The organism is Streptomyces sp. NWU339 (assembly GCF_003143855.1).
Lineage (GTDB): Bacteria > Actinomycetota > Actinomycetes > Streptomycetales > Streptomycetaceae > Streptomyces.
Genome location: NZ_QFRK01000008.1, coordinates 174,804 through 194,423 on the forward strand (window position 1 = coordinate 174,804; position 19,620 = coordinate 194,423).

At 67.4% G+C, this 19,620-nt stretch carries 15 protein-coding genes and 3 pseudogenes; 8 read left to right on the forward strand and 10 right to left on the reverse strand.

Annotated features, from left to right (window positions below; all coding sequences use genetic code 11):
- The 5 genes and pseudogenes from DIZ27_RS12295 to DIZ27_RS12315 form a co-directional block, all read left to right on the forward strand.
- Positions 1–885: pseudogene (locus DIZ27_RS12295) on the forward strand (IS3 family transposase); the annotation flags it as partial.
- Positions 876–1,544: pseudogene (locus tag DIZ27_RS12300) on the forward strand (transposase family protein); the annotation flags it as partial. The pseudogenes DIZ27_RS12295 and DIZ27_RS12300, both read left to right, overlap by 10 nt.
- Positions 1,545–2,009: 465 nt before the next feature.
- On the forward strand, positions 2,010–3,404 hold the full coding sequence (locus DIZ27_RS12305) for an NDP-hexose 2,3-dehydratase family protein (RefSeq protein WP_109378405.1): 1,395 nt from the start codon (positions 2,010–2,012) through the stop codon (positions 3,402–3,404).
- A 193-nt stretch (positions 3,405–3,597) separates the two neighbouring features.
- Positions 3,598–4,569, forward strand: coding sequence for an alpha/beta fold hydrolase (locus tag DIZ27_RS12310; protein WP_181383497.1), 972 nt, complete (start codon positions 3,598–3,600; stop codon positions 4,567–4,569).
- 241 nt (positions 4,570–4,810) lie between these two features.
- Positions 4,811–6,262 (forward strand): FAD-dependent monooxygenase, encoded by a 1,452-nt coding sequence (locus DIZ27_RS12315; RefSeq protein WP_109378407.1) that lies wholly within the window; start codon positions 4,811–4,813, stop codon positions 6,260–6,262.
- A gap of 232 nt (positions 6,263–6,494) precedes the next feature.
- Here DIZ27_RS12315 and DIZ27_RS12320 read toward each other — a convergent pair whose 3' ends face one another.
- The 5 genes from DIZ27_RS12320 to DIZ27_RS12340 form a co-directional block, all read right to left on the reverse strand.
- Entirely contained in the window at positions 6,495–8,201 is a 1,707-nt protein-coding gene (locus DIZ27_RS12320; RefSeq protein WP_258308339.1) for an IS1182 family transposase, read from the reverse strand.
- Between the two features lie 189 nt (positions 8,202–8,390).
- Positions 8,391–8,684, reverse strand: a complete 294-nt coding sequence (locus DIZ27_RS12325) for a pyridoxamine 5'-phosphate oxidase family protein (RefSeq protein ID WP_146228936.1) — start codon at positions 8,682–8,684, stop codon at positions 8,391–8,393.
- Between the two features lie 93 nt (positions 8,685–8,777).
- Positions 8,778–9,542, reverse strand: a complete 765-nt coding sequence (locus DIZ27_RS12330; protein WP_109378409.1) for a transposase family protein — start codon at positions 9,540–9,542, stop codon at positions 8,778–8,780.
- A 50-nt stretch (positions 9,543–9,592) separates the two neighbouring features.
- Positions 9,593–10,021 (reverse strand): VOC family protein, encoded by a 429-nt coding sequence (locus tag DIZ27_RS12335; protein ID WP_109378410.1) that lies wholly within the window; start codon positions 10,019–10,021, stop codon positions 9,593–9,595.
- 387 nt (positions 10,022–10,408) lie between these two features.
- The gene (locus DIZ27_RS12340; protein WP_109378411.1) at positions 10,409–11,386 is read right to left on the reverse strand and encodes a zinc-binding dehydrogenase; all 978 of its coding nucleotides are present in this window, start codon (positions 11,384–11,386) and stop codon (positions 10,409–10,411) included.
- 91 nt (positions 11,387–11,477) lie between these two features.
- Here DIZ27_RS12340 and DIZ27_RS12345 point away from each other — a divergent pair, with 91 nt between their 5' ends.
- Together DIZ27_RS12345 and DIZ27_RS12350 are read left to right on the forward strand one after the other, a co-directional pair.
- The gene (locus DIZ27_RS12345) at positions 11,478–11,822 is read left to right on the forward strand and encodes a helix-turn-helix transcriptional regulator (protein ID WP_109378412.1); all 345 of its coding nucleotides are present in this window, start codon (positions 11,478–11,480) and stop codon (positions 11,820–11,822) included.
- Between the two features lie 103 nt (positions 11,823–11,925).
- A pseudogene (locus DIZ27_RS12350) lies at positions 11,926–12,162 on the forward strand (transposase family protein); the annotation flags it as partial.
- An 834-nt stretch (positions 12,163–12,996) separates the two neighbouring features.
- Here the strand turns inward: DIZ27_RS12350 and DIZ27_RS12355 are convergent.
- The gene (locus DIZ27_RS12355; protein WP_109378413.1) at positions 12,997–14,151 is read right to left on the reverse strand and encodes a DegT/DnrJ/EryC1/StrS aminotransferase family protein; all 1,155 of its coding nucleotides are present in this window, start codon (positions 14,149–14,151) and stop codon (positions 12,997–12,999) included.
- Between the two features lie 220 nt (positions 14,152–14,371).
- Positions 14,372–14,962 carry an ATP-binding cassette domain-containing protein gene (locus tag DIZ27_RS12360; protein WP_109378414.1) on the reverse strand — a complete coding sequence of 197 codons (591 nt, stop codon included), beginning with the start codon at positions 14,960–14,962 and terminating at the stop codon, positions 14,372–14,374.
- 81 nt (positions 14,963–15,043) lie between these two features.
- Here DIZ27_RS12360 and DIZ27_RS12365 point away from each other — a divergent pair, with 81 nt between their 5' ends.
- Positions 15,044–16,135 carry an IS630 family transposase gene (locus DIZ27_RS12365; protein ID WP_109378415.1) on the forward strand — a complete coding sequence of 364 codons (1,092 nt, stop codon included), beginning with the start codon at positions 15,044–15,046 and terminating at the stop codon, positions 16,133–16,135.
- Here DIZ27_RS12365 and DIZ27_RS12370 read toward each other — a convergent pair.
- The 3 genes from DIZ27_RS12370 to DIZ27_RS12380 all read right to left on the reverse strand — a co-directional run bounded on the left by DIZ27_RS12370 (position 16,124) and on the right by DIZ27_RS12380 (position 19,501).
- Positions 16,124–16,423 (reverse strand): hypothetical protein, encoded by a 300-nt coding sequence (locus DIZ27_RS12370; protein WP_181383498.1) that lies wholly within the window; start codon positions 16,421–16,423, stop codon positions 16,124–16,126. The two genes, DIZ27_RS12365 and DIZ27_RS12370, sit on opposite strands and share 12 nt — an antisense overlap.
- Positions 16,424–16,581: 158 nt before the next feature.
- Positions 16,582–17,748, reverse strand: a complete 1,167-nt coding sequence (locus DIZ27_RS12375; protein WP_109378417.1) for a hypothetical protein — start codon at positions 17,746–17,748, stop codon at positions 16,582–16,584.
- A 16-nt stretch (positions 17,749–17,764) separates the two neighbouring features.
- On the reverse strand, positions 17,765–19,501 hold the full coding sequence (locus DIZ27_RS12380) for a PEP-utilizing enzyme (RefSeq protein ID WP_109378418.1): 1,737 nt from the start codon (positions 19,499–19,501) through the stop codon (positions 17,765–17,767).
- Positions 19,502–19,620: the final 119 nt, after the last annotated feature.

Below are 19,620 nucleotides of genomic sequence, written 5' to 3' on the forward strand. Positions count from 1 at the left end.
TGGGACTTCATCTCCGACCACCGCGCCGACTTCGGCGTCAAGCGGCTGTGCCGGGTCCTGGGGGTCTCCCGCTCCGGCTACTACCGGCACCAGGCCACCGAAGAGGACCGCGTCGAACGCCAGGCCCGCGAGGTGGCTGCAGTCGCCGAGATCCGTGCCATTCACGCCGAGCACCGGGGTGCTTACGGCGCCCCGCGCGTCCACGCCGAGCTGAAGGCGCGGGGACGGAAGATCAACCGCAAACGTGTGACACGGCTRATGCGCATCCACCACATCATCGGGCGCCACCTGCGCCGTACCAGGCGAACGACGATCACGGACAAGACGGCCCCGCCGGCCCCGGACCTGATGATGCGCGACTTCACCGCCGACACGCTGAACACGAAGTGGTGCGGTGACATCACCTACATACCTGTCGGTTCGACGTGGCTGTATCTGGCCACGGTGATCGACATCTGCTCGCGCCGAGTCGTGGGCTGGTCGATCGCCGACCACATGCGTGCGTCCCTGGTTACCGACGCCATCGAGATGGCCGTGGCCGCCCGCGGCGGCCAGGTGGACGGCGTCGTCTTCCACACGGACAGGGGCGCCCAATACGTGAGCCGGACCTTCGCCGATGTCTGTCGGCGGCACGGCATCCGCCGCAGCATGGGACGCGTCGGGTCCAGCTATGACAATGCCCTCGCCGAGTCGTTCTTCCAGGGCCTCAAGCGGGAGCTGCTGCACGGACGGCACTGGACGTCGAAGGCGCAGGCTCGCCTGGAACTGTTCCGCTGGATGTCGTACTACAACCGACGCCGCAGGCACTCCGCACTCGGCTACCTCACACCGGTCGAGTTCGAACAACGCCTGATCGCATCACGTAATCTGTCACTCGCCGCATGAAACCCGGTGTCCGCTCCCGGGGATCAACCTCACTGCTCGTCCTGGCCCACCTGCGCTGCGGCGACACCTACGCCCGCCTCGCCGCAGGCTTTCGCATCGGGATCGCCACGGCCTACCGCTACATACGCGAGGCCGTCGACCTCCTGGCCGCCCTCGCGCCCACGCTGGAACAGGCCATGGAGACCGTGCGGAAGAAGGCGTACGTGATCCTCGACGGCACCGTGCTGCCGATCGACCGCATCGCCGCAGACCGGCCGTACTACTCCGGGAAGAAGAAGTACCACGGGATGAACGTGCAGGTCCTCGCCGACCCCGCCGGACGCCTGATCTGGGTCTCGGACGCGCTACCCGGGGCCGTGCACGATCTGACCGCGGCACGGGCCCACGGCATTCCCGCCGCCCTCACCACGGAGGACATCAAGTGCTGGGCCGACAAGGCGTATCAGGGCGCCGGCCCCGCGATCCGCGTCCCGATCCGTGGCAAGCACCTGCGCGGCTGGCGCCGACGTCACAACCGGGACCACGCGAAGATCCGCAGCCTCGGTGAACGCGTCATGGCGATCCTCAAGTCCTGGCGGCTCCTGCGGAAGCTCCGCTGCAGCACCACCCGGATCACAGCCGCCGTCCGAGCCGTCGTCGCCCTCGAACTCACCACCTGATCAAGATGGAAAAGGCTCTGTGTACTGCACCTGTGCCAGGCCGGGCTGAGTACGGCCCAGCCTGATCCGACGCGGCCTGAGGATCGAGACTGATCGAGTAGTGGCATGGGATCTAACGCGCCTACGCTCGGGTTGGCCCCGAACCCAGAGACCGAATGCCGCTCTGACGCTCAGCGGAACACGCAGCCCGAAGAACGATTGGGCTTCACGGTCGGAGAACGGGAGAACGACACAGGTGTCCGAGCACGACTGCCGTGAATGGGCTCGCTTTGGTCGTGGACCCGGTCAGCGCGGGTCTGGCGGCCCTCATCGCACGTGGTCGCCGCGTCGGAAGGCCTCCGGAAGTGCGCTCCACCTACGCAGGTGTGCGCTCGCCTGATAGTACGGCGTAGCTCTGCTCGACAGCGCCGGTCGATCTCGGATGAGCCGCGCCCATCACATGGCGTTTCGAGAGGAACGGATTTGATGCGAAGTATCGACCGCGGCGCTGGGACCCGACCGGCAGCCGTCGCCTCATCGGTCACTGACGTTCTCGACTGGTTGGAAGGGCGCCGGCAGGCAAACACCTACAACACCCGTCTCATCCCCTTGGCACAGCTCAGTGAATGGAATCTCGATCTCGGCACCGGGGACCTCGTACACCGGTCAGGCCGCTTCTACACGGTCACCGGGCTCGAGGTCGCGAACGCCAGCCGGTCCCGCGCCCAGTGGCAGCAGCCGATCATTCTCCAGAGCGAGGTCGGCATCCTCGGGATTCTCCTCAAGGACATCGACGGCGAGCCGCACTGCCTCCTGCAGTCCAAGATGGAGCCGGGAAACGTCAACCTCCTAGAGCTCTCGCCCACGGTGCAAGCCACGAAAAGCAACTTCACCCAAGCGCACGGCGGACGAACCGTGCCCTACCTCGAGTACTTCAAGGACCGCACGCGCGGGCGGGTCGTTTTCGATGCTCTGCAATCAGAGCAGGGCTCCTGGTTCTTCGCCAAGCGCAACCGCAACATCGTGGTGCACACCGAGGTCGAGGTGGAGGAACACGAGGACTTCGTCTGGATCCCGCTCACCATCATCGGTGATCTGCTCCGCGTGCCGAACCTCGTCAACATGGACACCCGGACCGTGCTGTCCGGCATGCTCACCGTGCGCCCAGGCGATCCTGACGAGGTGCCAGCGCAAGACGCGTTCCGGTCCAGCATGGCTCCTGGGCCGGATCGGGCCTACCGTCCTCTGCACAGCACGGTGGGCCTGCTCAGTGCGCTGACCGCCGCCAAAGCCAACAGCGAGATGCGACGGAGGCTGAAGCCGCTGGTCGAGGTCGAGCGGTGGCAGATGCGCGACGGCATGATCTCGCACGACGACGGCCTCCACTTCTCGATCCTGGGCCTCGAGGTCGAGGCCTCCAATCGAGAGGTGGACCGCTGGTCGCAGCCGATGGTCGCGCCACGGGGCCGCGGTATAGCCGCCCTTGTCGGGCGACATCTCGACGACACCCTGCACGTGCTGGTGAACCTCCGGATGGAGGCAGGTGCATTCGATCGGTTGGAGCTGGCGGCGACCGTTCACTTCTGCCCCGACAACTATAAGGGCCCCAGCGCCGTGGGTCCGCCGCCCCGCTTCGCCGACGTCGTGCGAGACGCACGGCCGGAACAGGTCCGGTTCGACTGCGTGCACTCAGAAGAAGGGGGCCGGTTCTTCCAGGCGCAGACCCGCTACATGCTGCTGATCGACGAATCTCTGCCTGACGAAGCGCCACCCGGCTACCTGTGGATCACACCTCGGCAGCTGGCGAGCCTCGTCCGGTTCGGCAACCACGTCAACGTCGAGGCCCGCAGTCTGCTGGCCTGCTTGGGCTTCTTGACCTGACCGCTCCGCCCGGCCGGACAGGAGATCGACGCCGAACTCGTGCACGCGCGCATCTGCGGTGAAGCGACGGGACCGGCCTGATATCAGAACGAGAGCGGTCGAACCTAGCGTGGTCCGCGCCTCCCACCGAGCACCTCAGACTGGAAGGTGTCGAATGAATTCCGACGGATCAGCGACTGCGAATCCCCCACGGGTGCTGCTCGACATCGACGGCAAGGCCGTGTGTGCGCGCGTGCGGCGATCCGAACAATCGAAGGAATCGACACCGGTGGTGCTCGTGGCCGGGGGCGCCGGAGGTGGCGTCGACGGCACGTGGGGCCCGTTGGAGAACCGACTCGCGGAGCTGGGGCCCGTGGTGACTTACGACAGGGCGGGGTCCGGCCACTCGGATGGTCCGCAGCACGCGCGCGTGAGTGAGCTGGCCGAGGAGCTCCACCAAGTTCTGAACAAGCTCGGTGTGCGCCAGCCGGTCGTTGTCGCCGGGTGGTCGTCGGGAGCGTTCGTCGCTGAGGGGTATGCGCTCCGATACCCAGAACACGTCGCCGGACTGGTGCTCATCGAGCCGACTCCCACCGAGCCTCCACCACGTACGTTCGCAGTTCGACTCCAGCTCGTCATCGCCCAACCGCTCATGCGCCTCGCCGCTCTCGCTTCGTGGTCCGGTCTCTTCTCCGGGCGTTTCGGCGCGCGCGCGGCCGACAAGCTCGTCGGCGCGGAATCGTCAGCCGTGGAATCAGCTGAAATTCTTCAGCTATTGCGGAATCCGCGGGAGATCATCGCGGAAGTACGAGTTCAGCAACTCATACCGCGCTACGCCGCTGAGCTGACGCACGCACTCGAAGCACAACCTCTGCCGGACGTCCCAGCCGTCGTCATCAGTGTCGGCAAGCGTGGTCGGATGCCGGCGGCGTACGCATCGAGCCTTGACACCTCCCACCAGACGCTCGCCGGCCGGTTCAGGCGTGGCAGGCGTGTCGTCCTCGAGCACGCCACTCACCAGGTGCCTCTGGAGGAACCAGAAGTCGTCGTCGACGCCGTGCGGTCGGTTCTGAATGCCACCGAAGCTCCGGTCCAAGGTCTGCATGAGCAATCGAAACCCGGTGCACCATGGCGATTCCAAAAGCCTCAGCACATCCAGGTCCCACACGAACGGGCGGCTGAGTAACGACTCCTCAGGTTTCCCCACGACATCGCTGGCCTGCTTACGAGGTCTCCTCGCAGCTACCCGGCACGGGGCGCCGCACGGACACGTCCGGGTGGTCCCATGCTCGTGGCAGGCGACAAGGGCGCAGACACCATCGTGAGAGAGACAAGAGAGCACGTCCCGCCAGCATAGATCCGTACCGTTCCTCCGTCGCACGTCTCGCAGGTCACGACGGCCGGCCCGAAGAAAGGACGTCGATACCTTGAATTCGCGTCGCGTTCTCATCGTCGGTGCCGGCCCCACCGGCCTCGCCCTGGCTGCTGCATTGGCGCAAGGAGGAATTCGCTGCGCCGTGATCGAGAGGCGTCGCGAGCGTGCGGCGATGTCCCGGGCTTTCACCCTAGAGCCGCGCACGATGGAGCTCCTGAACATGCGAGGGTGGATGGACGACTTCCTCGCGCGAGGCCGGGTCTGCCCACACCCACCGCTGGGCGACGATCACGTCCGGCTGGACTACGGCCTCCTGGACACGCCGTTCCCGTTCAGTCTCACGATCCCGCAGTGCGACACCGAGACCGTGCTGGAGAAGTTTGCGGTCAACGAGGGTGCCTCCGTCCTGCGCGGCACACAAGTTGTCGCATTGCGCCAGGACGAGTACGGCGTTGAGCTGACCCTCCGAGCGGAAGATCGGGAGTACGTCGAACGTGCGGATTTCGTCGTCGGCTGCGACGGGGTCGACAGCACGATCCGCACTGCCCTTGGAGTCGGGGTGGACAGTCGCGAATACGACGCTTCGTCCATCATGGCCGACGCGAAGCTGCGCAGACCGCCCGACCGCGCTGAGTACGCACGCATCACCCGACGCGGCATGGTCGCGGTGTTCCCGTTCCAGGACGACGAGATCTACCGCGTCATCGTGTTCGACCGGGAGAGGATGCAGGTGCCGGCCGAGCTGCCGTTGACTCTTGAGGAGCTCACGGCCAGCTGCAGCGCGATCCTCGGCTTCGACATCGAGCCGCACGATCCGCGGTGGATGACCCGTTTCCGCAGCTCTCAGCGCCAGGCCGAGCGATACCGGGTCGGCAGGGTCCTGCTCGCCGGTGACGCCGCGCACACACAGCTTCCGTCTGGCGGCCAAGGGCTTCAGACGGGGATCCAGGATGCGATGAACCTGGAGTGGAAACTGCGCGCCGAGCTGGCCGGCTGGGCGCCGCCGGGGTTGCTGGACACCTACGAGTCCGAGCGGCACCCGATGGCGACCGAGATCCTTCGCAAGACCGACATGTCGTTCCGGTTCCAGACGTCGGATTCGTTCGGAGCACGGCTGATCCGCGCGCTCGTGATTCAGATGATGCGGTTCCGCGCCTTGCAACGGGTGAATCTCGAGCACTTGTCCGGGCTCGCGCTGAGCTACCCGGCGGCCGCCGATGGGCGGTGGGCAGGCCGGCGGATGCCGGACCGTCTTCTCGCCACCGGCGGGCGCGTGCACGAGCTGCTGCGCGGCGGTCGGTTCGCGCTCCTGCACCGAGGCCCTGCCCCAGACGTTGCCGCAGCGTGGGCGAATCGTGCGGTCGTCGCCGAGGTCGCGGCGGGTGATCGTCGTTGGCCGTCGCTCGTTCTGGTGCGCCCGGACGGCTACGTCGCGTGGAGCGGAACCGACCCCGACGGCCTGCGGAACGCGCTACAGCGTTGGTGCGGCATTCCCTCTGCGTAGCCAAGTCGACCTCGGGTCCCTGGGCTTCTCGGGGTGACGTCTCCGCCGGTAGCCGACTCGAAATCCTGCGTGCACTTCAACGCCAACAGGCGCCAGACCTTGTCGACAGCTCGTTGTCGGTTGCCCGTGCGGCGCCCCGTGTCGGCGTACACGTGAACGTCCCCAGCCACGTACGGATGAACGGGGACAGTTTCTGATCTTGACTCTGTCGGGGATCTTGGAGTTGCCGAGGTCAGGTGCCCAGGGTCCGCCAGGACTTCGGCCGGGGGATCTCGTGCTGATCGAGGTAGGTCTGGAAAGCGGTCGGTCGGCGTGGCCGGGGTGCTTCCTCGGTCGGTGGCAGGCCGCTGAGACGCTCGATGTTGATGGCGATGGCAGTCAGAACGTGCTGGAGGTGGACCTTGCCCTGCCCTCGGTAGCGGCAGCGGCGCATGCCGTGGCCGTGGGCGAACTCGTTGACCGTTCCCTCCACTCCGGAGCGGACCGCGTAGCGGGTTTTCCACTCGGGTGTCTGTTGCTCGGCACGGATGCGGAGTTGCAGGTCGCGGAGTTCTCGCGGAGGAAAGCCCACGTTCCGGGCGCCTTCGCGGGAGGTGGTGCACCGGGCGCGGGCCAGGCAGGGGTGGCACTGACTTTTGGTGAACCGTGCCACGATCAGCGGAGCCGCGGTGGGCGAGGAGGTCGGGTAGGGGCCGTGCCAGCCCTGGCTGACCTGCCCCTGGGGGCAGGTGACCTGCCGGCGGTCGTAGTCGATGTGGAAGTCGTCCCGGGCGAAGCCCTCGCCTCGGCGGTGCTGCCGGGTGGGGTTGCCCCGGAGCGGCCCGGAGATGGTGACCTGGTGATCACGTGCGGCTTGTTCCAGGTGGGGCAGGGAGGTGTAGCCGCTGTCGACCAGGTGCTCGGCGGGCAGCAGGCCGCGGCGGTGCAGGCGGGTGTGGATGCCGGGCAGGACCTTGCTGTCGTGGGTGGTGGATGCGGTGGTGGCCACGTCCGTGATCACGTTGGGGCCGTCGGGAGCACACGTCTCGGTCAGATGGGCGGAGAACCCCTTCCAGCTGATGATGTGCCCGTGGCGGGCATAGCGGGCCGAGGTGTCATACGGGGAGACGATCGCCCGGGACGAGGGCGGCAGCCCGGGCCCGTCTTCCGTCTCGGCGGTGCGCCAGCGCAGGTGTCCTGCGGAGTCGCGGTGGTAGTTCTGCACCATGATCTGCCGCAGGGCCTGGACGCGAGGGCCGGACACGCTGTCTGCTCCGTGCCGGTAGAGGTGTTCCAGGAGCCGGACGGCGTCGTTGCCGGTGGCGAGGATCCTGGTCTTGGGCTTGGTGGGGTTCTTGCCCAGGCGGACCGGACGGCCGTAACGGCGCCCCCAGTCCTCGTCGACCAGCTCATCCAGCAGGTGCGGGGCGGCGCCGGCGACTTCCTCCAGCGCGGCACGGACCGCCTCGGTGACCATCTCCAGCCGGGTCAGGTCGCGGACCGCGGCCAGGACATGGGTGGAGTCGGTGCGCTGGGTGGTGCGCTCGCGCACCAGACCGGCCTCCTTGAGGCGGGCCAGGGCGAGGTCGAGGAGACGGTCGGCGCGGTCGCCCCCGGTGAGACGGTCACGGAAGTCGGCCAGCACGCTGTGGTGGAAGCCGGGATCGTCCAGCTCCATGGCCAGGGCGTACTTGAAGTCGATGCGGCAGCGAACCGCCTCGGCGGCCTGCCGGTCCGACAGGCCGAGCACGAACTGCAGCACGCACACGGTGGCCAGCTGGGCGGGCGAGAGGCCCGGACGCCCGTCACGCGGATACCAGTCGGCGAAGTCCTCGTCACGCCACAGCCCGTCCAGGCGGTCTCTCACCCACATCGCCGCCGTACCGGCCGGGTTGCTCGCCCGCGCGATCTGCGCGGTCAGAGGCGGGACTTGCTCACCGGAACGAGGACGGAGCGACAACGGACACCTCGGCAACTGCATGGGCTCTCGGAACATCCCGAGCATGCCCGCCGCTCACGCCGGCGCACCGGGAAACTTCAAGATCCCCGACAGAGTCAAGTTAAGGAAGCGTTCAGGAATACCACTGGTCAGACGGCCATCCACCGGGAATTCCGGTGGCCATCAGCCTGGACTCGGCTGGCCGCACATCTAGACTTTGCCACGGCCGCCGTCACCCTGCACGAGCACCGGGAAGGGGTCGACAAGTTCGCTGCCCGCGAAGTGCGTGAAAGTCAACGAGACGCGCGGATCGTCGTGGAGCCGGTACAGCTTCCTGGGCACCATGACGCTGCTGCTGAGCACGAACTCCCCGAGGTCGTCACGCCACAAGTGGGTCATGGGGCTCGCAATAGGACAATCGTCCGGCCGGGACATCGTCGAGAACTCGCAGGTGAGGGTGCGCTTGAAGACTTCGACCACCTCAGTGGGTAGGTCGTCGGCCATGAAAACCACCCTCCACTTCGGTTGACAGATTCCTCAAGGTCGGACAAAAGGGACGTTTGTCGATGCGGCTGAGACGTTGAGCTCTTTCCATCCTCAGTCTGAGCTGGCCAGATGCAGGCAGAGGACGGCCTGAACGAGACTCGTGATGCGGGTGGTCGAGCACCGGAGCTTGCGGAGGAGTCGCCAGGACTTGAGGGTGGCGACGGCCTGCTCGACGAGGGCCCGGATCTTCGCGTGGGACCGGTTGACGGCCTGCTGGCCGGTGGAAAGCGTCTCCCACCTGCCGCGGTAGGGAACGCGAACCGTGCCCCCCGCGCCCTGGTAGCCCTTGTCGGCCCAGCAGGGGACGCCGGCCTGGGCCAGCGCGTCAACGATGCCGTGCTCGCGGGCCGCGCGGACATCGTGGACGGCCCCGGGCAGGGCCGGAGATGCCCACAGCAGGCGGCCGAAGGGGTCGGCGATGACCTGCACGTTCATTCCGTGTTTCTTGTGCTTGCCGGAGTAGAAGGGCCGGTCGGCGGCGATCCGGTCGACTGGCAGCAGCGTGCCGTCGAGCAGAACGAACGCCTTCATCGAGGCCATCCAGACCGCCTCGGCGAGTGTCGGGGCGAGGTCGGCCAGGAGGCCGACGGCCTCGGTGATGTAGCGGTAGGCGGTGGCGATCCCGATGCCGAACCCGACAGCGAGCCGTGCGTAGGTGTCGCCGCAGCGCAGATGGGCCAGGGCAAGCAGGGCCTGTCGCGCGGCGGGAAGGCGCCGCCACCGCGTCCCGATCTCCCGCCGCCTGGCTGTCAGTTGTCCGGTCAGGAACCGCAAGGTGCGACTGGACAGATCAATCGAGGACGGGTAGACAACCACGCGAAGCTCCTGTCGTTTCGGGACAGAGCGAGGAAACGTTCGCGACTTTGTCAGTCGATACAGAACTCGTTGCCCTCGATGTCCAGCATCGGGATGCACGAATCGTTGCCGTCGTACAGTGTTCGCACGTGTACTGCGCCGAGCGGGACCAGTCGTGCGCATTCGGCCTCGAGTGCGGCGAGGCGCTCTTCACCCACGAGCCCTGTGCCGACCCGCACATCAAGATGCACCCGGTTCTTGACGGCCTTTCCTTCGGGAACGCACTGGAAGTACAGCCGCGGGCCCACGCCTGAGGGATCGATGCAGGCGAACCATGAGTCCCGTTGCTCGGATGGTTGCGAGCGCTTGTACTCGTCCCAGGTGGCGAATCCCTCGGGCGGCGGCGGCACGACATACCCGAGCACCTGGCACCAGAAGCGAGCGAGGCGCTCAGGTTCTGCGCAGTCGAAGGTGACTTGGAACGTCTTGATCGATGTCATCGGTCCTCCATGTTGGCGCGTCCTATTCCAGGGATGCGCGGTTTCATCGCCGTGCGGATCTGGGTCACGCGTGACATGAGTGGCGTCAAAGGGCCAGATCGACTGAGACGATGAGCGAATCGCGCCAATTCCCCCGGTAGGGGGATATTTGATATGAAGTGGGGCTTTGTCAGCTTTCCAGGTAGGGAATCCTGACTGTCCCACGAGGGAGCGGCGCCGACACCCTTCCCGCGACGGCAGACAGTCCACGGGATGTGCTGTGCTGCTGCATTCATGGGTCCGTGTCCTTGAGTCCGGGGCACTGCACGCGCTCCTGGGCCAGTTGCTCGTGGTGGATGACCGCGGGATGAGTCGCCCTGACGGACCGTCGCGTGCGGGAGTCGACGGTCAGTCGGTGGTGCGCAACAGCAGTTTGCCCGTGGACGTGCGTTCGCCGATGAGCTGGTGCGCGCCGACCGCGTCCGACAGAGGGAACTCGGCGGTGACGGGAAGGGTGACCGTTCCGTCGCAGACGGTGCGCAGGGCGCGTTCGGTCAGCGCACGCAGGGCGTCGGGCGCGGACTGGGCGAGGGCGAGCACGGAGAAGCCAGCGACGGATCGGCCCTGCGCGTACAGTTCGCCCTGCCCGGCCCGCCAGGGCTTGGCGCCGCTGGCGTTGCCGAAGGACACCAGGCGCCCGAAGACGGCCAGTGCCTCCAGGCCGCGGCGCAGCGTGTCGCCGCCTACCGGGTCCAGGACCAGGTCGACGCCCCGGCCGCCGGTCGCCCGGCGGACGTCCGTCTCGAAGGTGTCGGGCCGGAACACCTCGTCGTAGCCGTGCTTGAGTGCGTAGTCGGCCTTGGCGTCGCTGGAGGCCACTCCGTACACCGCGCCGGCGCCCGCTGCCCGGGCCAACTGCCCAACCGCCGTGCCGATGCCTCCCGCCGCGCCGTGCACCAGCACGCTCTCCCCGGCCCGCAGCCGCCCCACCTCGTGGACCAGGGCGTGCGCGGTCGGCAGCACCGTCGGCAACGTGGCCGCGGTCCGCAGGTCCAGCCCGTCGGGCACCGGGAAGACCCTCGCGGCCTCCGCGAGCACGATCTCGGCGTAGCCGCCGCCGTCGACGAGCGCGGCGACCTCCTGCCCCGCCCGCAGACCCTCGACGCCCTCCCCGACCGCCCGTATGCGCCCGGAGACCTCCAGGCCCGGACGGTAGGGCAGCGACGCCACCCGGTACCCCTCGGCGCGCGCCTTCACGTCCGCGAAGTTCACCCCCGCCCACAGGGCCTCGATGGTCACTTGACCAGGGCCCGGCTCGGGTGCCGCGGTCTGCACGACGTGCAGCACCTCGGGACCGCCGTACTCCTGGAACTCGATCGCACGCATACGTCAGACCACCCCTCAACGAGTGTTCAACCGAAAGCGAACACTAGTACTGTACGATGACTGTCGAACACTGGCTGGAGGAAACATGAGAATGCCCGAACAGACTGAAGGCGCAAGTCACCGTCCGGCGCCCGTACATACGCACCCTGACGAGGTCCCGCTTCTCACGGCCCTGTCCGCACTCGCGGATCCCGTGCGCATCCAGTTGATCCGCGAGCTGGCCAAACACCCCGACTGGGCGCTCAGCTGCAGCAACTTCGACGTACCGGTCGGCCGGGCCGCAAAGAGCCACCACTTCGCGATCCTGCGCAGCGCAGGTCTGGTCGAACAGCGTGACCAGGGCCCCAAACGACTCAACCGACTGCGCTGCGAAGAGTTCGACGCCCGCTTCCCCGGTCTCCTCGACCTCACCCTCCGCGCCGACGAGACCGAGTGACAGCAGCTGACTCTTCCACGCGGCCGGGCAGCGCCGTCGGCCACCTGCCCGACCGCGGCCATCATTGCCATGCGAGCGCCAACCATGAGCGTTCCGTTGATGCTGGGCGGACAAGGCGTATCAAAGCGCCGGCGGACCTGTCCGGGTGCCGTTTCAGGGTCGTCGCCTCAGAAGGTGGAAGCGCCGCCACAACACCACCCACGCCAAGATCCGATGCCGCGATAAGCAGGCCATGGCCACTCTCAAGGGCTGGCGCCTCCTGCGGAAGCTCCGCTGCAGCACCAACCGAATCACCGACGTCGCAAAGGCCGTCGTCGTCCTTCACCACGCGTCAGCGTGAGGTTGGAAGAGGCTCGTTAACGCCTTTCCGGCGGCAGTCCGCCGAATCTGTCAAACCGCTGACAGACCGAGCAGGGGTGCCAGCCGGGCCACGTCGGTGCTCTCGGCCGCCGGAGCCGATGCCAAGGACTGGTCCGACCAGCGAGCAACGTCAGGGTCTGCGGCGAGCAACGCCGACAGACCACAATTGGAGGTCCTTGCACGATCCGCGCGCCGCGACACGCTGCGCTCCCGCCCCATACGCCTACCGGGCCGCAGGAGATGCGGCAGGGCGATCCCGTTGTACGAAACAACCTCGGACGCGTCGGCAGGTGGTCCACGTCGGCGGCCGCCAAGCGAGCCACGGCCACCCGATCACGGTGCGACGACAGAGCACGACCTCCTCGTCGAACCTCAGGCCGTACCGATGGAGGATCGGCTCTCGAGTCCTGCAGGGGGCCTCATAGCCCGTGCTGCGACGTAGCCCCGCACCGGAGCCGTGGCACGCGGCCGCATCTGACCGGTTGTGTCAGCGGCGAAGAGCATTCGCAGGTCGAGCGCCGGAGCAATTGAAGGGGTCGCGACGTCTGGCTGCCAAGTGTGGTCAGGTCCACGAGGTCGTCGAACATCTGCTCGTGGTCGAACAGAGGGTGACTCCAAACGCTGTAACAGCGAGTTCAGCGACAGGTCGTCAACCTTGTAGTCGGTCTGGACGGGCTTTCGCGGCGCTGGACGTCATCACGTCAAATCACCGCCGTCCCCGCCGGTAACGGCGGTGATTCCTGTCGCCCTCCCGACCTTGTCCGCGACCGCCACCTGTGCGCATCTCCGCGGTTGCGCAATCCAGCGCCGGACCTCACCATGCGGCGTCGCGCCGCCGCGGTTCGAGGTAGGTGCGGACACCCTGCACGACCTGGTCGACGTCGTCGTCGGTGAGTGCTTGGTGCAGGGGCAGGCAAAGGGTCCTGGCTGCCGCTCGCTCGGCACCCGGCAGCTCTACGTCCCCGGCGCGATACGCCGCGACACGGTGCAGTAGTGGATACCGGTACGTGGTGTAAATGCCGCGCTCGTACAGCCATCGCGCCAGGCCGTCGCGCGCTCCCGGATCGGTCTGCACCCAGTAGAGGTAGCAGGAGCTGACGTGACCGGCCGGCACCGGTGGCGGGAGGACCAGCCCATCAACCTCGGCGAGCATCTCGTCGTAGGCCGCCGTGATCTCCTCACGACGTGCGATGAACCCAGGCAGGCGATCCAGTTGGACCCGCCCGATCGCCGCCAGGACGTCGTTGGTGACGGAGCGCCGGGAGAACGACGATACGTCGAAGTCCCACCATCGGGTGCGCGTGCGCTGTGCCTGGTCGTACCCGCTGACCTGCTCGAGCCCGAAGTAGGCGGACGTGGCCGCTCGGGCGGCGAGATCCGGGTCGCGCGCGTGCAGCATGCCGCCGTCGACCGCTACGGCGATCTTCCCGTGGTCGAAGCTCCACACGCCGATGTCACCAAAGGTGCCGCACGCGGTGTCCCCGACCCAGGAAGCCTGCGCGTTCGCGGCGTCCTCCACCAGGTAGATCCGCCGGTCCCGGCACAGCTCGGCGATCGCCTCCACGTCGCCAGGTCGTCCGCCGTAGTGCAGGACCACCACGGCCCGCGTCGCGGGTCCGATGCGCTCCGCGACGTGGTCCACCGTGGGGTTGAGCGTTCGCGGATCGACGTCGCAGAAGACCGGCGTCGCGCCATGCGCGGCGATGGCGTTGGCTACACCAACGAAGCTCACCGTGGGCAGCACCACCTCGTGCCCTGGGCCTACGCCGAGAAGGCTCAGGGCCAAGAAGGTGGCCTCGGTGCACGAGTTGGTCGAGATGATCCGGTCCGCAGGAACACCGAGATGCGCGGCGAAAGCGGCCTCGAAGTCGTCGGTCCGGCTGCCCTTGCCGACCCAGTTCGAGGCGAAGACTTCACGAATCGCCTCAAGCTCGAGGTCGCCGAGTGACGGCTGGAAGACGTTGATCACAGGAGGCCTCCCGTCGGTCGGTCGTGCCGGGCAACGGTAACGCGGGCTGCTCTCCGCTCGGTCTCATCCGAACCTGCTCAGCCGGAAGCGTCACCTCCCCCAGCGATACCTGACCGTCTGCAGCACGGAACATGATGGCCTCGACCCCTTCTTGCCCACGGGGTCGAGGCCATCCTCGCGCTCAGCCACCTTCACCAGACGGACCGCCGTGCGCCGACTTTCAGGTGGAAGTGGATATCACCCGTCCCTGCTGCATCAGCACGACCTGATCCGCGCGTTCCAGCACGGCGGGACGGTGGGAGACCACGATGCAAGTGGCCGACGTGGAAAGCACGCCCCGCCACAGCTCCCGCTCAGTCTCTACGTCAAGCGCGCTGGACAGGTCGTCCATGACCATCAGCGGCGCCGAGCGGGCGAACATCCGAGCGGCGGCGACGCGCTGCACCTGCCCACCGGAGAGGCGCACTCCGCGAACCCCGACCTGGGCGTCGAGCCCGCCGGGGATCTGGCCCAGGTCGACGTCGAGGACGGCCTGGCGAACCGCCCGCTCGGCACGGCCGTCGTCAGGTAGCCCGAGCAGAACGTTCTCCCGCAGCGTGCCCGAGAGCAGCCGCGGAGTCTGCAGTGTGTACGCCACCAGTGGCGGGACGAGGAACTCGGCCGGGTCGTCGACCCGCTCGCCGTTCCACCAGATCTCTCCTGTGGCGCCCTCGTAGAGACCCAGCATTGCGCGCAACAGCGTTGTCTTACCCGAGCTGAACCCGCTATGACAAGACCGCCCAGTCCTACGAAGCGGCCGTCGCCCTCGCATCACTCCTGATGTGGGCGTGACATTTGACGACACGCCCTAGTGTCTTGAGTCTTTGATTCATTGCATAAGTATGCTGGGGTCATGGCGCGAATGGGACGGCCCACGGTCGAGGTGGTTCTCACCGACAACGAACGCGAGACGCTGCAGCGCTGGGCGAGGCGCCGCACCTCTTCCCAGGCCCTCGCGCTGCGCTGCCGCATCGTGCTGGCTTGCGGAGACGGGGCATCAAACACTCGGATCGGCAAGGATCTTGGGGTTCACCCGGTCACGGTGGCCAAGTGGCGCAAGCGGTTCGCAGCCGATCGCCTGGAGGGGCTGGTCGACGAGCCGCGTCCCGGCGCGCCGCGCACCGTGACCGACGCGCGGGTCGAGGACGTGATCGTCCAGACCCTGGAGTCCACCCCGGCCGGCGCCACCCACTGGTCGACCCGGTCGATGGCCCAGGCCACCGGCCTGTCGCAGTCGACCGTCTCGCGCATCTGGCGCACATTCGGCCTCAAACCKCACATGGTCGACACCTTCAAGCTGTCCACCGACCCGCAGTTCATCGACAAGGTCCGCGACATCGTGGGCCTCTACCTCGCCCCGCCCGAGCACGCCCTGGTGYTGTGCGTGGACGAGAAGTCCCAGATCCAGGCGCTGGACCGCTCGGCACCGGTGCTGCCCRTGATGCCGGGCATGCCCGAGCGCCGCACCCACGACTACCTYCGCAACGGCACCACCACMCTCTTCGCCGCGTTGAACGTGGCCACCGGGGAGGTGATCGGCCAGCTGCACCGCCGCCACCGGGCCACGGAGTTCAAGAAGTTCCTCGCCCGCATCGACAAGGAGGTGCCCGAGGGGCTGGAGGTRCACCTGATCTGCGATAACTACGCTACGCACAAGACACCGGCGATACAGCGTTGGCTCGCGGAGCACCCGCGCTTCCACATGCACTTCACCCCCACCTACTCCTCCTGGCTCAACCAGGTCGAGCGGTGGTTCGGACTGCTGACCGAGCGGCAGATACGCCGCGGCGTCCACAAGAACGTCCAGGCTCTGGAACGCGACATCCGCGCCTGGATCAAACTGTGGAACGAAGATCCGCGGCCGTTCGCCTGGGTGAAGACCGCGGACGAGATCCTCGAACGCCTCGCCGGATATCTTCAGCGAATCAAAGACTCAAGACACTAGGTGCTCCTTCGACAACCGGATCCGCTTGGCGTCGCCGTCAAGCGAGTGGTCGTCGAGCGCCGGCAACCGCCAGTCACCGTCGACGAGTTCCCGCACATACGCCGGCCGCCCGTCGGGCATCCACTCCGGGTCCTCCTCGAACCACAGCACCCGGGCGATCGGCACATCGCTGCCGTCCAGGCGGCGGTACACCTCGTACTCGTCGCGCAGGGAGGACGCGATGATGCTGCCGGCCTGGTGATCACGACGGACGGCGAACCGGCGTCTCGACCGATCGTCGGTCTCCACGTCCACGGTCCACGTCTGCCGCGAAACTCCCCGCGACATGCGATCCACTTCGATCACACGGACCCCGCCCGATCCGCGGCAGGGCCCGGGAAGCAGCTTCTCGATGCGGGCGCGGAACCACGACTCGACGAAGCCCGGGTCAGCAAGAGCGCCCGCCATCACAGCCCCAACGGCTCGTACGGACCGTCGAGGAACAGCTCGGTGTGACCTGCCCCGACCCACTGTCGGCCATCCGGGGCGGTGGTGGTGACCCGGGAGAGGTACTCCTTGCCGTGCAACCCGGCCTGGAGAGCGCCGTCGTACCGCGTGTGGTCGAACGGCTGGACGCTGAAGTCGAACTGGTCCCACTCCACCGTGACGCCCGGCCCGTGATAGGTGCGCATCGAGCCACCGTCCTTCCAGCTGCCGCCCTGGTAACCGATGGTGGAGGTCACCCACGGCGGCCCGACCGGCTCGACCTCCTGGGTCCACGTGCCGCCGTCACGATCGGTGAGGGTGATCGTCGCCCCGGCGAGCAGCCGGGTCCCCGGCACCAGCCGCAGTTCGTGCCGGCCTGCGACGAGCGGGTAAACCTCCTTGTCCCAACCGACGTGGAACTGTCCTTCGAAGGGTGTGCCGAAGGTGTCGTTCATGGGGACCTGCCGTCCCTGCGGGTCCTCGTGGATGGCGTAGAAACCGCCGAGGTCACCGGCCCCGAACAGGGTCCAGAAGCGGAGCGCGCGGGGAATGCCACCGGGATCACTCGGCGGCAGCCACTTCGGGGCCGCCGCGAGGGGTGGACGGTCGAAGTAGACCCCCCAGGAGTGGTCACGGCTGCCGTACCAGTGCGACGGGTCGACCACGGTACGCTCGCCGTCGATGTCGATCCAGCCGTCCACCACTCCGGGCTGTGCGTAGCGCGACTGGTCGGTCGTCGCGCGGCCGCGATGGGTGGCGAGGTGGTGTGCCTCGAGGAACGCGGGTGCCAGACCACGCCAGTTGAGCTCACAGGTCATGTTCGAGTCGTTCTCGGCAAGAGTCAGGCGCAGGTGCCGGTAGGGCTCGACCACCTCGAACCGGAACGGCCCGACCGTGGTCTCGCAGAGCTCGCGCCAGGTCCGGCTGAAGCGCACGGTGCGCTGGATCCCGTCCCGCATGACCCCGAGGTAGCCCCCGATCATGTCGGTGTTGGGGTTGATCCTCAGGCCGGAGAAGCAGAACATCCGGTCCTCGGCGCTGAACGCCCCGAAGAAGTAGCCGTCGTCGAAGCCGTTGTCCGTCGTGGCGACCATGCTCAACGGGTACGGCGTCTGATGCACCGGAAGCTCGTCGTAGGGGCTCAGCACGTCCGCGTTCCTCTCGTCAGTGGACCAGGACGGTGCCGTGGGCGCCGTCGACGGTCAGGATGGTCCCGTCGGTGATCTTCTTCGTGGCGTGCCTGACGCCGAGTACTGCCGGGATCCCGAGTTCGCGGGCGACGATCGCGGCATGGGACAAGGTGGAGCCCACATTGACCACCACGGCACCGGCTGAGCTGAACAGCGGCGTCCACCCGGGGTCGGTGAGGGGAGCCACCAGGATCTCACCGGGCTCGAGGTCCGGGGCGTCCTCCGGGTCCTCGATGATGCGGGCCCTGCCGGTGACCACTCCGAAGCAGGCGCCGATGCCCTGGAGGACCTCACCGGGCTCGGCGGGCGTCACGTCGGGCTCCGTCTTCCGGGGCCAGGTCCGTACGTCGGGGATCTCGCCGTCGATGATGAAGGGGGGCTCGAGATCCGAGAGCGCTTCGTACCACTCCCAGCGTTCCTGGATCACCGGACGCATGGCAGCCGGGTCCTCGATGAGGGCGTCGAGCTCACCCTCGCGCAGCATGGTGATGTCCTCGGGGCGGCCGAAGAAGCCACGGAGGGTGTAGCGCATGCCCAGTTCCCACATCGGCAGTCGCGCCTCGTGGAGCACCCGGATGGCGTTCGTCTTGCTGAGCTCCCGGGCAGGCATGTAGACCGCGATCGACCGCAGGGTCGAGTCGAACTTCGCCTGGGCCCCGCCGTCCCCGGCCAGCTTGGTCCGAAGCTGCTCCGTGAGCTCTTCGCGCTCTTCCCGAAGCCGAAGCGTCTGCAGCCGGGGCTCGCGCTCCGGTGCTTGCAGCCGCATCCGGTCGATCATTCCGAGCGGCAGGCCCGGGTGGGTCTCCCACGTCTTGGGAGCGGCCTCCCACTCGTTGGCGGAACGGGAACCGTACTCGTAGAGAAACGCGTCGAACCCCTCGACGAACGTCACCACGGAGGGCTCGTCACTCGACCGCAGACGTTCTTCCAGCCCGTGCAGCCCCTGCTCGAACATCTCGGTCAGCGTGGTGGACGCGACGACCTGACGGCCGAGTTCCCAGGTGGCCTGGCTCGGCGCCGCCGAAGCGACCTCACCGAAGCCCCCCATCAGCCTGACCGCCATGGTCGCGTCACCGAACGGCGCCAGCACCTCCGCGAGTGCACCGGTGACCAGGGAGGACTCATACACCATCGTCAGGTGCTTGCGCAGTATCGGCGCATAGTCCTCAGCCATGATCCTGCGCTGACGGGCGAGGAGATCTGCGTCCGACAACTCGCCGAGGTCGGGGCGCGCGGCCCGGAGCGCCGCCGCCTTCCTGGCGTCCTCCTGGAAGTCGTCGCGGTTCTCGTCCGCGAACACTCGGGCCACCGTGGCGAGGATCCGCTCCTGGAACTGTGCCCTGGCGTCGTCCGGATGGGGAACGTAAGTCGGGGCCTCACGCTCGCCGAGGTAGGTGCGGTCCATCAGTTCGGCACTGGCGCTGGGCATACGGACGCCGAAGACCCGCAGGTTGGAGAGGTTGAGATAGACGTATCCGTGGATCATCCCCTGGATGTCGATCTCGTCCTCGCGGAACTCCTCGAGATCGAAGGCGCCGAAGTCGGCCAGCGCTCGCTTCCACTGCCGCTCGGTCGGCGGGCCGCCGATCATGCTCCAGAACAGCGGTGTGGCGACTTCCGGCGACACCTCGCCGACGTTGGCCCGGGTGTAGACGGGGAACCGTGTGCTCAGGGGCGAGTCCACGACCCAGGGGCGGGAGATGTCGACCACTGCATTCCCTCCAGGAAGGCTCCGATGACGAGTCCCGCGTCACTCTATAACTATACTATTGGGTAGTCGAGTGTCGTGGTTCTTGGATTGAGCGGCGACGATCCACCAACCCTCAGGAG